Annotated in this window: 14 protein-coding genes; 4 read left to right on the forward strand and 10 right to left on the reverse strand. The window is 34.4% G+C overall.

Features of this window, described 5'->3' with window-relative positions; all coding sequences use genetic code 11:
- Window positions 1-262 precede the first annotated feature (262 nt).
- The 4 genes from KGF34_RS05680 (at window position 263) to bsh (ending at window position 3,792) form a co-directional block, all read left to right on the forward strand.
- Window positions 263-1,621, forward strand: coding sequence for an MATE family efflux transporter (locus tag KGF34_RS05680; protein ID WP_252560180.1), 1,359 nt, complete (start codon window positions 263-265; stop codon window positions 1,619-1,621).
- 88 nt (window positions 1,622-1,709) lie between these two features.
- Window positions 1,710-2,042, forward strand: coding sequence for a GNAT family N-acetyltransferase (locus KGF34_RS05685; protein ID WP_252560181.1), 333 nt, complete (start codon window positions 1,710-1,712; stop codon window positions 2,040-2,042).
- 231 nt (window positions 2,043-2,273) lie between these two features.
- A complete protein-coding gene (locus tag KGF34_RS05690) occupies window positions 2,274-2,702 on the forward strand; it encodes an RNHCP domain-containing protein (protein WP_022234035.1) in 429 nt (142 codons plus the stop codon).
- Between the two features lie 115 nt (window positions 2,703-2,817).
- Entirely contained in the window at window positions 2,818-3,792 is a 975-nt protein-coding gene (gene bsh / locus KGF34_RS05695) for a choloylglycine hydrolase (protein ID WP_252560182.1), read from the forward strand.
- A 40-nt stretch (window positions 3,793-3,832) separates the two neighbouring features.
- Here bsh and KGF34_RS05700 read toward each other — a convergent pair whose 3' ends face one another.
- The 10 genes from KGF34_RS05700 to KGF34_RS05745 form a co-directional block, all read right to left on the reverse strand.
- Window positions 3,833-6,082: an ABC transporter permease gene (locus KGF34_RS05700; RefSeq protein WP_252560183.1), complete on the reverse strand. Its 2,250-nt coding sequence runs from the start codon at window positions 6,080-6,082 to the stop codon at window positions 3,833-3,835.
- Window positions 6,083-6,094: 12 nt separating this feature from the next.
- Window positions 6,095-6,793, reverse strand: a complete 699-nt coding sequence (locus KGF34_RS05705; protein WP_252560184.1) for an ABC transporter ATP-binding protein — start codon at window positions 6,791-6,793, stop codon at window positions 6,095-6,097.
- Between the two features lie 198 nt (window positions 6,794-6,991).
- A complete protein-coding gene (locus KGF34_RS05710) occupies window positions 6,992-7,369 on the reverse strand; it encodes a cation transporter (RefSeq protein ID WP_022234031.1) in 378 nt (125 codons plus the stop codon).
- 291 nt (window positions 7,370-7,660) lie between these two features.
- Window positions 7,661-9,016, reverse strand: a complete 1,356-nt coding sequence (locus KGF34_RS05715) for a sodium-dependent transporter (RefSeq protein ID WP_022234030.1) — start codon at window positions 9,014-9,016, stop codon at window positions 7,661-7,663.
- Between the two features lie 153 nt (window positions 9,017-9,169).
- Entirely contained in the window at window positions 9,170-9,595 is a 426-nt protein-coding gene (locus KGF34_RS05720; protein WP_022234029.1) for a hypothetical protein, read from the reverse strand.
- 8 nt (window positions 9,596-9,603) lie between these two features.
- Entirely contained in the window at window positions 9,604-10,461 is an 858-nt protein-coding gene (locus KGF34_RS05725) for a leucine-rich repeat domain-containing protein (RefSeq protein ID WP_252560185.1), read from the reverse strand.
- A gap of 84 nt (window positions 10,462-10,545) precedes the next feature.
- Window positions 10,546-11,475: a leucine-rich repeat domain-containing protein gene (locus tag KGF34_RS05730; protein ID WP_252560186.1), complete on the reverse strand. Its 930-nt coding sequence runs from the start codon at window positions 11,473-11,475 to the stop codon at window positions 10,546-10,548.
- A 53-nt stretch (window positions 11,476-11,528) separates the two neighbouring features.
- Entirely contained in the window at window positions 11,529-12,446 is a 918-nt protein-coding gene (locus KGF34_RS05735) for a leucine-rich repeat domain-containing protein (RefSeq protein ID WP_252560187.1), read from the reverse strand.
- Between the two features lie 101 nt (window positions 12,447-12,547).
- The gene (locus KGF34_RS05740; protein ID WP_249377260.1) at window positions 12,548-13,171 is read right to left on the reverse strand and encodes a response regulator transcription factor; all 624 of its coding nucleotides are present in this window, start codon (window positions 13,169-13,171) and stop codon (window positions 12,548-12,550) included.
- Window positions 13,164-14,855 (reverse strand): histidine kinase N-terminal 7TM domain-containing protein, encoded by a 1,692-nt coding sequence (locus KGF34_RS05745; protein ID WP_252558338.1) that lies wholly within the window; start codon window positions 14,853-14,855, stop codon window positions 13,164-13,166. The genes KGF34_RS05740 and KGF34_RS05745 overlap by 8 nt, the downstream gene beginning before the upstream one ends.
- Window positions 14,856-14,913: the final 58 nt, after the last annotated feature.

A 14,913-nucleotide genomic window follows, 5' to 3' on the forward strand; every position in this document is an offset into this window, starting at 1 on the left:
TACGATAAACAGGCGTGATTTTTTCGCCTGTTTTGTTTGCGTAAATATTTCACACTACAACTAAACATCTTGTAATTTTACTTTTCTCTTATAAACACAACTGTGCATTTTGTAAAAATTTTTTAAGTAAACATCAGTGTATTTTTCAAAATTTTAGGATTTACTTTTTTATTCTGCTATGCTATAATTCATACGAATTCAAGGATATTGTAGTCCATAATTATTCTTTACAATAAATTTTAACAAAGAAGTGTGAATTATTATGACCGGTTCAAAATCCGTACGAAATCTGACGCAGGGTAAAATATTCAGTCAGATTTTATTTTTTGCCATTCCCGTAATTATAGGAAACCTTTTACAGGAATTATATAATGTAGTTGATACCTTGATAGTGGGGCAAACGCTTGGCGAAATCAAGCTTGCGGCGGTAGGCTCTACAAGCTCTCTTAACTTTTTTGCGCTCGGCTTTTTCATAGGTTTATCGGCAGGCTGTTCGGTAATCACCTCTCAACACTTCGGTGCAGGAAATATTAAGCAAATCAAAAAAAGTGTTGCCGCACATATATTAATCGGAATTATATCATCTGCCGTACTTACAGTTGCTTTTGTATTTTTAGTAAATCCGTTTTTAACAATGCTCGGCACTACAAAAGAAACTTTTGATTACGCAAGCCGGTATCTTACAATAATCTACCTCGGCATACCGGCAACTATGCTTTATAATCTTACAGCATCATTGCTCAGATCGGTCGGCGACAGCAAAACTCCGTTGTATTTACTGTTGTTCTCTTCTGTTCTGAATGTCGGACTTGACCTGCTGTTTATAGTAGTATTCAAATGGGATGTTGCAGGTGCGGCAATAGCAACTGTAGTTTCACAATTAATCTCCGCAGTGCTTTGCTGTATTTACATATGTTTTAAAGTTAAACTTCTTTTGCCGACCAAAGAAAGTTTTACAAGTATAGGCAGAATGGTTGCGGACGAACTTAAAGTCGGCTGTCCTATGGGACTTCAAAACTCTGTAATTTCTATAGGTATGATGGTTTTGCAGTATTTTGTAAATCAGTTCGGCTCATATGCGGTTGCAGGATATACTATCGGCAACAGAGTGCAGATGCTTGTTCAAAATCCGATGAACTCAATGAGCATGGTAATTGCTACCTTTGCGGGACAAAATGAGGGTGCAGGAAAATATGACAGAATACGAAAAGGCGTAAACTACTGCCTTATTCTCTGCATAACATACGCAATAGCAGTTGGCGCATTAACAATGTTGTTTGCCACACCGATTACGGGAATATTCACAAGCAACAGCTCTCAGCAAACAATAGATTATTCCGTACAATTCATATTCTGGAACTGCCCGTTTGAATTTACTCTCGGAATGTTGTTCATTTACAGAGGCACAATACAGGGTCTTAAAAACGGCATTATTCCGATGATCGGCTCGCTTATCGAGGTACTTATGAGAATATGTGCACCGGTTATTTTAAGCTCAATAATCGGTTATATATCAATCTGCGTTGCAGGTCCTGCCGCATGGACGGCAAGTATGCTGTTAATGCTTGCGGTTTACTATATAAAAATGAAAGACTTTAAAAATAAAAAAGCACTTGCATGAAATTAAGGGAACTTTTCAACCGAGAAGTTCCCTTTGATTTTTGTTGACTTTTACATATATAAAAACTAAAATTATTAACGGTGATTTTATGATTACGGAAACAGAACGATTATTTCTTCGTGAGCTAACAAAAGATGATTTCAGTGCACTATATTCTGTTTTGGCAGATTCGGATATAACGCAACACTATCCATATACATTTGATAAAGCAAGAGTAATGAATTGGATTGACAAAAGCATTGAGCGATACAATATTTTCGGCTTTGGCTTGTGGGCAGTTTGCTTAAAAGATAACATTCCCTCCGCCGCTGTCGCTGTGTCATACGGTTGTAAAAAACTTGATGAATTTATTGACAGTGAAAATGAAACAACTGTTGTGTACGGAATCACAAGGACAGAGTGGGAGAAAATTAAAATATAATTTTATACAAAAATTCACTTGATGTATATTGAAAAATATTTTATATGTTGATATAATAAAAATACCGATTGTTGACTAAGCCTTGGCTTTTTCATAAATATTTTAATAAGGAGATTAGTGTTTGACAAAGACTAATACAACTGTAATAGTAGCATAATCGGGAGGTTTGCTACTTTTACCCACAAACCTCCCAAAAGGTTTTTGATTTTACTTTTTGGAGGATTATGCTCTATGAATAGAGAAAACAAGAAAAAATCATATAAAAAAGGTTATTATAAATCACACGCTTGCAACGAAAGTTTTATCTGCAAGGTATGCGGCAGACTTGTTGTACCTAACGGTGCGGGAAGCGACCATCGCAATCATTGCCCTTACTGCCTGTCAAGTCAACATCTTGATATTGAGCCCGGCGATCGTGAGGCAGATTGCGGAGGAACTATGGAACCTGTCGCAGTATGGGTTCGCAAAAACGGCGAATGGGCGATTATTCACCGCTGCAAAATCTGCGGAACATTAAGCTCAAACAGAATTGCCGCTGACGATAACCCGATGAAACTTATGTCTATTGCAATGAAACCCGTATCATCTCCCCCGTTTCCGCTTGAAAAAATTGAGAAAATGACAAAACTTATGGGCGGTGACGGCGAACTTAAGTGGTAATAATCCGATTAAAAAACAAAAGACTCCTTGTCAGCAGGCATGGAGTCTGATGTTATTTTTGAACATTTACATATTAAATTATTTTTTGAAAATAATAACACAAGGAGGTATATATATGTGTACTGCAGCAACATACAAAACCAAAGATTTTTATTTTGGAAGAACTCTTGATTACGAATTTTCTTACGGTGATGAAATTACAATTACACCGAGAAACTATGCCTTTGATTTTCGTCATACAAGCACTTGCAGCTCCCATTATGCAATAATCGGAATGGCTCATATTGCAGATAATTATCCGCTCTACTATGATGCAATCAACGAAAAAGGGCTTGGAATGGCAGGACTTAACTTTGTCGGAAATGCCGTTTATGCCGAACCTGACGACAGTAAGGAAAATGTGGCGCAATTTGAATTTATACCGTATATCTTAAGCAAATGTGCGAGTGTAAGCGATGCAAAAAACTTGCTTGCAAAAATTAATCTCACAGGCACTCCGTTCAGCGATAAACTTCCGACCGCCGGGCTTCACTGGATAATTGCAGATAAAAACGAATCTATAACCGTTGAATCCGTTGCGGACGGACTTCATATTTACGATAATCCTGTCGGTGTACTCACTAACAATCCACCGTTTGAAACACAGATGTTTCTGCTGAACAATTATATGTCGCTCTCCGCTAAACAACCGCAGAATACATTTGCAAACGGACTTACACTTAATTCGTACAGCCGTGGTATGGGGGCAATCGGATTGCCGGGTGATCTTTCATCTGCATCACGATTTGTGAGAGTTGCATTTACTAAAATGAATTCAATTTCAGGTGAAAGCGAAAACGAAAGTGTAAGCCAATTTTTCCATATTCTCGGCTCTGTAGATCAGCAACGAGGTTGTTGTGAAGTCAGCGAAGGAAAGTATGAAATTACAATTTATACTTCCTGCTGTAATGCCGCAAAGGGAATTTATTACTACACAACCTATAATAATCATCAGATTTCCGCCGTAGATATGCACAGAGAAAATCTTGACGGTACAGAGCTTATACGCTATCCGTTAATTACAGAACAACAAATCAATTTTCAAAACTAAAGCAACAGACCGACACATCAAAATGTATCGGTCTGTACTTTTATTCTGCGTTTTTAAGAGCCTCTTCCATAGGAATTTTTTTAATTTTTCTGAACTGCAGCGCACCTACAACAGCATATGCAAGTATGCCTAAAACAAGCATTTGAACATAAACCATAGGGTCAATGTAGAAAGTAAGCCAGCCTGAAAAACTCCTGATAATTTCGGAATATATAGCTTTCATAAACAAATACGAAATCGGCAAGCTGATTATTACCGAAAGAATGGCTACAATCGCTGTTGACATAATATAAAGTCTTGTGATTTCTCCGTTCTGATAGCCGAGTATTTTTACTATCGAAACGGAATTTGCATTCTTTTCGATTATAACTTTAGAAAGCAGGTAAACAAGCAACATATAAAGAACAACGGAAAATACTACAATTATAGGAATCATTCCACCCATTGAATCTGTCATTTGGTCGGAAACAACAGTCAAATCCTTTTGAGTAATTTTGCTTGCAATGTACTTATCATCAATATCGGTTATTTCATTATCCGAAAAATATCCGCTGAAATAATCATCGCTTTTTTCAAATTCGTTTCTGAAATTTTCTATATCTGTAAATACCGCCAGTGATGCGGGATATTTATATGTACCGCTTATTGTCAGTCGATAAGTTTTATCATCATACCTTGTCTTTAAGTCAAGATTATCTCCGACTTTTAATCCGAATTTTTCCAATACACCCTCGGATACAAAAACAGAATTTCTGTCAACAAAACCTGCTTTTACATAGTCCGAATCCTTATCCACACCATACACGGTAATTTCATCCGAATTGTCCGAATTTTCAAAATCGGTTTCGAGTGTGGTTACAGCGTACTTTTCCGCTCCCTTAGTATCTGTTTCAACAGGAACTTTTAAAACATACTGATAATTACAAATCATATTATCGATTACTTCTGTCTTAAAATTATTTACCAACGGTGTCAATAAAAGACTGAACATTAAAATAAAGTTCGAGAATAAAATACCTATAAACATAACAATGTAGCCGGATTTATTTTGAAAAATCACACGAAGTCTGAATTTTGTCATAAATTTAAAATCAGGTAACTTCACAACCTTTTTCTTCTCTTTTTTGCTAAGGTCATGACGCAAAAATTTAAGAGGCGAAAGCGAAAGCTTTTTGCTGAGAATAAATATATTGACAAGTACCATAATTATACAAGGCACAACGGTTGTTATAAAGAAAGCATATGCATTCCACAATGTAACGTACGGTCCAAGGCTGTAACTTCCGTAATAAATATCTGCTATAACATTTTTAAATACCGAATATCCGAGAATATTACCGAGTACCGCACCGATAAGAGTAACAATTACAGGCAAAACAAGATAATGTCTTAATAATTCGCCTCTTGTATAGCCTGATGCTCTGAGTGTACCGATAACAGCAGACTCTTTTTCAATAGTATTTGAAGTAGTAACTGCAAATACAAATGCCATAATAGCAATAACGATATATAAAAGAGTTATCATCATAGATGTATCCGAACCGATATCATCACCCGAAAAATGGATTGCCTGATTATCGGGTTCGGCAATAAAGTTTTTGAGCTCTGCATTTTTTGCAATCAATTCTTTTATATCGGTATTTTTATCGTGCTTTTCCTGTTCTGAATATGAAGCATCGTTAAAAGTGTAAGAATAGCAATAGTTTAAATTCTTATCGGAAATTTTGTCAAAAGCATTATCTGTTACAGTTGCAACAGTAAAGTTTTGAGCGTCAAACATCATATCCGTATTACTTTTAAACAATGATGTGTAATCGGAAAAAGCAACATAACCGCTGACTTTATATTCCTTGCCGTCAAGCGTTACTTTATCGCCGATTTTTATATCATTATTTTCGCTGAATAATCTGTCAAGTGCAATTTCATTGTCTGCGTTTGGAAATTCTCCGTCAAAAAGTTCTATCTTATCTACATCATTTCTCATTTTATAAATTCTGTATGTAGAGCTTTTATAGGTTTCTTCTTTATAAAAATTATCATAAAGCGTTAAATCTTCATCTTCAAGTTTTGTTTTAAGGTCATCGGTCATCTTGCTTTCAAGAACGAAATTACCGTCCTCTATATTATTTTTATCAAAACTTTCGTCAAAAGCGGTTTTCATACTTGTACCGGCAACCAAAAATCCTGATACTACTCCGATTGTAGCCACTAAGAATATAAAAATAACAATATACTTTCCGATATCTCCCTTAAGTTCTCGTGGCAGTCGCTTATTAAGCGGATTCTTCATAAATTCATCTCCTTACCAATCAAGCTCTTCGGCATTAACTTTTTCGGTATTTTCATATTCTTTACGAATATTTCCGTCTCTGAGTTTGATAACCTTATCTGCCATCAATTTGATAGCGTCGTTATGAGTTACGATAATTACGGTGTTTCCGTACTTTTGATTAATGGTTTCGATAAGTTTTAAAATATCCTTTGAAGTTTTATAATCAAGCGCACCTGTCGGTTCATCACAGAGTAAAATATCGGGATTCTTTACAATTGCTCTGCCTATTGATGTTCTCTGCTGCTGACCGCCAGAAAGCTGACTCGGAACTTTATCCTTGTGTTCCCACAAACCGAGAGTATGCAAAAGTTCATCTGTATCAAGAGGATTTTTGCTTAAAAATGCTCCTACCTCTATATTTTCTTTTACAGTAAGATTCGGAATTAAATTATAGAACTGAAATACATAACCGAGATGATTTCTTCTGTAAAGCGAAAGCTGCTTTTCGTTCATATCTTCGATTTTACTGCTGTCAATGGCAATGCTGCCGCCATCGGCTTTTTCTATACCGCCGATAATGTTGAGCAAGGTTGACTTACCCGAACCTGACGGGCCGAGCAAAACGCAAATCTTGCCTTTCTCAACTCCGGTGGTAATACCTTTTAATACCTTTGTACGATTTTCCCCTGTACCGTAATACTTTTCTATACTCTTAATTTCAAGAAACATAAATTACCTCCTGCTATTTATATGAATATATGTTTATTTGTTCATATGTTCAATGATAAGAATTTAACATACAAAGCAAATATTGTCAAGTAAAAAATAAATAAAAGTTATTTTAAAAATTCATTTAGTTAGTTTTAACTAACCTAAGTCGTTAAAATTATCTGCTGTGTATGCATTTTGCCGACGCAGCAGACTGTTTTAGATTTTCTCTGTCTTCATAGGAATATATCCTGCGTTTATTACAATATCTCTCAATTCTTTTTCGGCAATTTCCTGCTTTGTTCTTACATAAGCGGAATTTTCCGAAAGTTTTACCTTTGCAAGATAATTTTCTTTTGAGTTAAAAGCATTTTCCACACGCATTGCACAGTTTTTGCAAGTCATACCGTCGATTTTTATTTTGTATTCAAAGCTGTAATTATTCACATTACTGTCCTGCGGCTTAACTTTTTTTATGCTGTCGCCGCCTGTACCGCAGCAACCGCTTTTAAGGTTTTTGATGTATTTTAAAACACCGATTACACATATAACAGCGATAACCGCACAAACAATAATTGTAGAAATAATAGATTCCATAATAACAGCCCCTTGTAGTTAGTTTCTTCTAACCTTAGTATATCACTCTGCTTTTTCCTTGTCAAATAAAAATATTGTCTTAAAACAGTTCTGTTTTTGTTAAATATAAAAAACTCTTATTTAAGATTTCGAGTAAAGTTTTGCAGATTAGAGGTAACAAAATTCTTCCCGAAGAAATTATAAAATTCAACTTAAATTATGTGCTAAACTATAAATTACCCCAACTTTTTATAAAAAACCTTATCAAAAAACTGCACCCTGTCATATGACAAGATGCAGTTCCTGTTAAAATCAGATAGTAATAATTCCGCATTGAGTAAGAATTGATGTTACAAGAATAATGATAAGGCAAATCGGAGCGACATATTTAATTATTACATTAAACAAACCTTTTCTTTTGAAAGCTTCGCCGTTGCGTGTAACTTCATCTGTAATAGCCTTTGGTTTGATAACCCAACCTATAAGAATACAGGTGAAGAACGCTACAATCGGCATAAGAATACTGTTGCTGAAGAAATCGAAGAATGTCAGAATATCCATTCCGAAGATTTTAAAATCAGACCAGATTCCGTTTCCGAGTGATGACGGAATACCCATCAACAAGCAAAGTCCGATTACGATAAGACAGCCAACACATCTGTTTACATGGAATTTGTCCATAAGTGAGGAAACTATAGCTTCCATAATTGAAATGGCACTTGTGATTGCCGCAAAGAATACGAGAATAAAGAACAACAGAGCAACAACATCGCCGCCGGGCATTTGGTCAAATACTTTTGGAAGAGTCATAAACATAAGACCCGGGCCGCTTTTTGAAAGACCTGCCTCACCGCTGAATACATAAACGGCAGGAATAATCATAAGACCTGCAAGAAGTGCAACGGCAGAGTCAAAAATTTCAATTTGGTTTACAGATTTGGTAAGGTTGATTTCATTCTTTGTGTATGAACCGTAGGTAACCATAATACCCATTGCAAGGCTCATTGAGTAGAAAAGCTGTCCCAAAGCACCTGCAACCGTCATTAAGGAGAATTTGCTGAAATCCGGTACAAGGTAGTAGGCAACGCCGTCAAGCGCACCCGGAAGTGTCAGTGCATAAACCGAAATTCCGATTGTAAGAATAATGAGCATAGGCATCAGAAATTTACTGATTTTTTCAATGCCGTTTTTAACACCTATCAAAATTACGCATACGCTTAATCCCATAAATATAAGAAAGAATACAAGCGGTGACCACGGATTACCGATAAAGTCGGAAAAATAATTATCTCCTGCCGCTTGTGTAGCAAGACCTTGTGCATATACTGTAACATACTTTGTTACCCAACCGCCGATTACACAGTAGTAAGGGCAGATTATGATAGGAACTATAACTGCAAGTACGCCCAAAAAGCCGAATTTGCTGTTGAGCTTTTTATAGGCAAGTACAGGGCTTAACTTTGTTTTTCTTCCGATAGCAATTTCAGCGGTAAGCATTGCAAAACCGAAGGTTACGGCTAATATAAGGTAAACCAAAATAAAAATACCGCCGCCGTACTGTGCGGCAAGATAGGGGAATCGCCAGATGTTTCCGAGGCCTACTGCACTGCCTGCCGCAGCAAATACAAATCCCAGGCCACCGGAAAAGTTACTTCTTTTCTTTTCCATAATAATATATCCCTCATTTAAGAAATTTTTAATTGATTATACCATAATTTTATAAATAAAACAATACATAATGAATATTAATTTTTTTAAAAACAAAATATAAAAAAATTGACAGGCAAAGACTATGGTAAATCTGTTGTCTGTCAGTTAAAGTCAGCTGTTTAATTTTTGTTTGTAATTTTTATATCGTACAATAAAGTATATAATACACTCTATGCATACAAAGACAGTAAATATAATTGAAAGATCTGCAATTATACCGAATGCGGCAATTGCAAATACTGCTCCATAGTTTTTAACTGATTCTTTTACCATTGTAATTTGGTTTTGTACCCATATCCATATAAAAATACTGCTTAGTATATTTGATAAAGTCAGACCGGCTATACAAATACAAAAGTTTTTATATTCCTTTATCAGCACTCCGAAAATAATTGGTATGATAATTTGAACAAACCACATTATTATTGTAAAATATCCGCCTGTATTAATAGGAATATATATGCTGAAAATTGATAATGAAAGTATAATACATATGATGAGTTTTATTTTGTTATCTTTAATTATTTCCTTATCCATTGTTTTAATTATTCCTTTATTTCCGTAAAAGGTATGTTATGCTCGGTTGCATACTGTTCTGCATATGAACCTTTTATTCCATAGATTGTGAGCTTATCACAGCCTTCAAAGGCATTATCAGCAATATACTCAATTTTATCATAGATAGTAATTTTCTCCAACAAAGTGCAATTTTCAAAAGCTCTCGAATAAATATGTGAAATATTTCTGGACAAAAACAATTGTTTTAAGGATGTACAATCACTAAATGTATAATCTTCTATAATTCTAATATTATCAGGAATATTTATGCTATTTAAAGATGTGCAACCATCAAAAGCACCGGACGCGATACCTCTAATAGTAATATTATCCGGAATTACAAGAGTCTCTAATGAAGAACAGCCTTCAAATGATAAACTTTCAATTTTTTTCACATCACCATTAAAATTAACATTTTTCAGGCTTTCACAATTAATAATAGAGAATTGTTTTATGGTACTTGGAAGTTGAATGCTTTCTAATGAAATACAATTAGTAAAGCAACGGTCACCTATATACTCTATCCCTTCAGAAACGACAATCTCTTTTACTATATCGTTGTCCTCAAACATTCCTTTTCTTTCCGCACCCCACAAATTATGTCCTGTAATATATCCGCCTAAAGCATTTACTTTATGGAAAAATATTGTTGAAGGAATTACAACTTTCTCTGATGGGTAGTTTATCTTTACAATTGTTGCCGAATTATTTGTATATCCATCGGTTTCATATGTGTACCCAAACCACCAATGTTCACTTGAACAACTTTGCAACAATATAAATATCACTAACACTACACAAAATATACCGATAGGTAGTTTATATTTTTTTATTTTTTTCATCATATCACCTTGGTAAAAAATATAAAAATATCAGAGAAATAAGCAAGATATTGCATATTCCGCTGACCTTTAACAAACTGCTACTTGCTAATTTGTAGGCTCATATGTTGTATCTAATTCTCCAAAAGGTATATTGTGTTCATTGGCATATTGCTCAACATATGAGCCTTTAATTCCGTAGATTGTAAGTTTGTCACATCCGTTAAAAGCATCATCGTAAATTAGAGTACATTTATCATAAATAATAATTTTTTCTAATGAACTGCACTCTCTAAACGCACCTGCACCTATACTCTCAATATTATTCGGAAGTTCAAGACTTACAAGTGAAGTACACCACTCAAAAGCGTAAGATTCTATACTCGTAACGCTTTGTGGTATATTGACGGTTTCTAACTGTTCGCATACGCTAAATGCAATCATAGGTATCATCTCTAAACGGCTTGGAAGTATTATTCCTTCCAAGCCACTGCCTTGGAAGCAAAAACGTTTAATAATCGTACCATCGTCAACAAAATTTATTTCTTTTAAATTGACGCAATTTGTTAAAGACAGACTTGTTACAGACCCGGGAATATCAACTTTTTCTAATTTATCACAGTTTCTAATCTCAAGCTCTGTCAACGTATTCGGCAAGATAATTCTTTCTAAATTCTCGCAGCCGGAAATTGCTTCGTCTCCTACAATTTCCACACCTTCGGGTATAATTATCTCTTTTACCGTTGAGTTTCCCTCAAACATCCCTTCGAAAGTTGTACTGAATAAAATTCCGCCGATTTTTTCTTCACCGCCTAATTTCTTAACCTTTAAAAATGATATAGTTTGGGGAATTTTTACAACCTCATTCGGATTTTCCATTCCTATTAATGTTGCAGTGCCATTGAAAAAGTCGCCCTCAAATGTAAATCCTTCTCTGTTGTGTTTTCCGTTAATACTAAAATATGCAATAGTAAATACAACAACGCATAGACCTAAAACTAAAGCTATAATGCTCGAAATTATTTTCGTTTTTGGCATTATCTCACTTCCTATTCTTTAGATGAAATAAAATTATATCAACAAACAGTTACTCACTTGTTTAGAAACTCAATTGTTGCATCTAATTCTTCAAAAGGTATATTGTGCTCGTTTGCATATTGTTCTGCATATGAACCTTTTATTCCGTATATGGTTAACTTGCAGCACCCGTCAAATGCATTGTCTGCTATTGAGGTGCATTTTTCGTAAATATATATTTTTTCTAAACCGGAGCATTTGCTAAAAGCACATTTAGATATTTCTGTAATATTTTTTGATAAATCAATTTGTTTTAGCGAAACACAATTATAAAATGCCCAATAATTGATACGGGTTACTGAATCGGGTATGTTTATTTCTTGTAAAGATGTGCAGTTGTAAAAAGCATCATTGGATATACCGTCGCAAGCGATATTTTCAGGGAGAATAATCTTTTCCAATGAAGAGCAATCTTGAAATGATAAATCTTCTATTTCAACTGTATTTTCTGAAAATTTTACACTTGTCAGATTTTTGCAATTAGTAACGGATATATCTTTTATTGTGCTTGGAAATTCCAAACTTTTTAAGGCAATTGCATTATGAAAACATCCGTTAACGATTGATTCAATACCTTCTGATATTATGACTTCTTCGACAACTTTATCATTCTCAAACATTCCGGTTCTGTGAACACCCCATAGTGAGCGACTTGAAACATAACCGCCCAAAGCCCGAACTTTATAAAAACAGATTGTAGAGGGAATAACCATTTGTTTTTTAGGATAGTATGCTTTTGTTATGGTAGCGGTATTGTTATTATAATATTTGTCGTTTTCGTACTGAAAACCGCCCCATCTGTGAGTACCCGAAAAACCTTGAGTGATAAAAATAAATATGCAACAGGATACCAACATAATGGCAGCAAGACCTAACAGTAATTTTTTATTTTGCTTTTTCATAACATCACCTACACTTCTTTTATATGCCATTAATATAGCATATAAAAGAATATAATGATAGATGACATTTGTCACTGTTTTTACGATAAAACGGCCCATTTCAATAAATTTAAAATGAGCCGTTAATCTTTTTAAATATAATCATTTTTTACTGCATAAACAGCAAGTTGAGTTCTGTCTTTTAGATTAAGTTTTAAAAGAAGTGCAGAAATATTGTTTCGCACAGTTCCATCCGATAAAAACATAGTTTTAGCAATTTCTTTGTTGCTAAGTCCTTTTGCCACATTGACAAGCAATTCGGTTTCTCTGTTTGTAAGTTTTACTGTGTGAGTATTATTTTTAACAAGTTTTTCTTTCATGCTGTCAAAAACAGTTTTTCCAAAAACATTTATGTCGAGCATCGTGCTTTTTATAGCATTAACTATTTTTGTTTCATCTACATCTTTGAGCACATATCCGTCTGCTCCGCTTGTCAACGCTTTGCTTACTGTGGCTTTATCGTCAAATGTGGTTAGTACAAGCACTTTAATATTCGGAAAGTCCTGCTTTATTTTATAAGTAGCACTTGAGCCGTCACAATACGGCATTTGCATATCCATAAGTACAATGTCGGGCTTTTCTGTTTTGCATAAATCATATGCCGAATTTCCGTTACTTGCAAGACCGCATACTTTTATATCTTTGTCCTGTTCAATAATTATCTTTAAACCGTTTCTGAAAATTTCATCATCGTCTGCAATTATAACATTAATCATAATTTATCACCTCCACGGGAATATATGCCTTTACGGAAAATCCGTTACCGGGTAATGAAGAAAACTCAATATTTCCGCCGATAGAATTAATCTTTTCTTTCATTCCTTTAAGTCCGAAATCAGGAACAATTTTATCACAGCCTGTACCGTCGTCAATTATATAAAGTCTGATACAATTCTCTGAAAATTTAAGTATAACTTCAATTTTGTTTGCATTTCCGTGTCTGATTGAATTGGTGACAGCCTCACGAACAACGCTGAAAATTGTGTCGGATGCAAAACCGTGATATGATTTTTCTTCGCCCATTTCAGTAAATTCAATACAGCTGTTTCCTGAATTGTAATAACATATAAAATCTTGTATTCTGGCAGAAATGCTTGATTTTGTATCTGTTTTAATGCCGACAACGCATTTTCTTACATCATTAAGTAATAATTCTGAGGCTTGCAAAGCCTTTTTTGTATTTTCATTAGAATTGTTTTTGTCAATCAGCGACAGCTTTAGCAATGTCATAATTGAAACAAGTCCGTGACCGACAGAATCGTGAAGTTCCTGTGCAATCCTTGTCTGTTCTTTTTCAACGGCAAGTCGCTTTTCTATTACATTCATCTTAGCCAGCTGTGTATTTGCTTTTGTAAGTTCTTGATTTTTTTCTGACAGTTTTTTATTCAGCATATAATATGTACTTACATCATAAAAAACAAATATTTCGGATACGGTTCTTTTTTCGTTGCAAACGGGCATTTTGCTGATTTCAAAGTAGTTGTTTTCCGAAACGGAAACATCTAATGAACCTGAGTTCTTATTCAGTAAATCGCTGAATTTTGAAATATCGCTGTTTGTGATTTCCGCAATACGCATAAATGCTGTAATACAATCTTTATGTAAAATACTGTCATCAAAATTAAAGGCTTTTTTTACTGCGTCATTAATATAGGTAATTTTATGTTTTTGATTTGTAACAATTATTCCTTCGTTTATTGAGCTCATAAGATATTTTACGGTAAGCGGGGGAATGGTAATAAATTCGTATTTATAAACAGCTAAAAATATCAGTAAAGAAGTAATTGAAAAAGATACAGGAGTAAAATCATATCTTATTGAAAAAACATCAAGCAAAGAAATTAAGTTGAAAGTAATGGGAATTATTGCCGAAAGCGAAATCAAAAGTATCTGCGGGAAATTCTCTTTAAAAGATTTAATGTTTTTTCCTACCATTAAACAAACGGATATTATCAGCAACAAGTAATTATATGCAACCGTTATGTAAAATCCGTTTCCGCCGATTACTTCGTTGCTCTGATAACTTTTAAAAAATAAATGAAAAATAGGATCTGTGATTTTTAGTAAAAAGAGAATTGTTGACGGAAGAAATACGGCTGATTTAAAAATTTTACTTTTTACTGTAGTGGCTTTTGTGTAATGCAAAGCAAAAATCAAAAACACAGTTCCTATAGTGCATACAGAGAAGTAGCCGATATTGCTGAGAATTATTTTTACCGAAAGGTTTGTGGTGAAAATGTCAAAAATATGGCATACTATCCAGTTTATAATTAAAATCTGACAGGCGGTAAAATATCGTGACATCTTTTGACTGTATGAATTTTGTATAAATACAACGGTACTTATAATCGTTAGGCTTAAAGAAACAAGGTTTAAACCAAGGGTAAGTAATGTGTCCATAATAACTCCCTGATACTCTGTAATTTTTTAAATTATAACACGCATAAAATTGAATGGC

Origin of the sequence: Ruminococcus sp. FMBCY1 (genome assembly GCF_023921805.1) — a bacterium.
Lineage (GTDB): Bacteria > Bacillota > Clostridia > Oscillospirales > Acutalibacteraceae > Ruminococcoides > Ruminococcoides intestinale_A.

Bases quoted from the DNA above. Each gene is read 5' to 3' on its own strand.
- KGF34_RS05705 (WP_252560184.1), bottom strand. From the start codon at position 6,793: ATGTTTCTTGAAATTAAGAGTATAGAAAAGTATTACGGTACAGGGGAA.
- KGF34_RS05685 (WP_252560181.1), top strand. From the start codon at position 1,710: ATGATTACGGAAACAGAACGATTATTTCTTCGTGAGCTAACAAAAGAT.
- KGF34_RS05680 (WP_252560180.1), top strand. From the start codon at position 263: ATGACCGGTTCAAAATCCGTACGAAATCTGACGCAGGGTAAAATATTC.
- KGF34_RS05730 (WP_252560186.1), bottom strand. From the start codon at position 11,475: ATGCCAAAAACGAAAATAATTTCGAGCATTATAGCTTTAGTTTTAGGT.
- KGF34_RS05725 (WP_252560185.1), bottom strand. From the start codon at position 10,461: ATGATGAAAAAAATAAAAAAATATAAACTACCTATCGGTATATTTTGT.
- KGF34_RS05700 (WP_252560183.1), bottom strand. From the start codon at position 6,082: ATGAAGAATCCGCTTAATAAGCGACTGCCACGAGAACTTAAGGGAGAT.
- KGF34_RS05735 (WP_252560187.1), bottom strand. From the start codon at position 12,446: ATGGCATATAAAAGAAGTGTAGGTGATGTTATGAAAAAGCAAAATAAA.
- KGF34_RS05715 (WP_022234030.1), bottom strand. From the start codon at position 9,016: ATGGAAAAGAAAAGAAGTAACTTTTCCGGTGGCCTGGGATTTGTATTT.
- KGF34_RS05745 (WP_252558338.1), bottom strand. From the start codon at position 14,855: ATGGACACATTACTTACCCTTGGTTTAAACCTTGTTTCTTTAAGCCTA.
- KGF34_RS05740 (WP_249377260.1), bottom strand. From the start codon at position 13,171: ATGATTAATGTTATAATTGCAGACGATGATGAAATTTTCAGAAACGGT.
- KGF34_RS05720 (WP_022234029.1), bottom strand. From the start codon at position 9,595: ATGGATAAGGAAATAATTAAAGATAACAAAATAAAACTCATCATATGT.
- KGF34_RS05690 (WP_022234035.1), top strand. From the start codon at position 2,274: ATGAATAGAGAAAACAAGAAAAAATCATATAAAAAAGGTTATTATAAA.
- bsh (WP_252560182.1), top strand. From the start codon at position 2,818: ATGTGTACTGCAGCAACATACAAAACCAAAGATTTTTATTTTGGAAGA.
- KGF34_RS05710 (WP_022234031.1), bottom strand. From the start codon at position 7,369: ATGGAATCTATTATTTCTACAATTATTGTTTGTGCGGTTATCGCTGTT.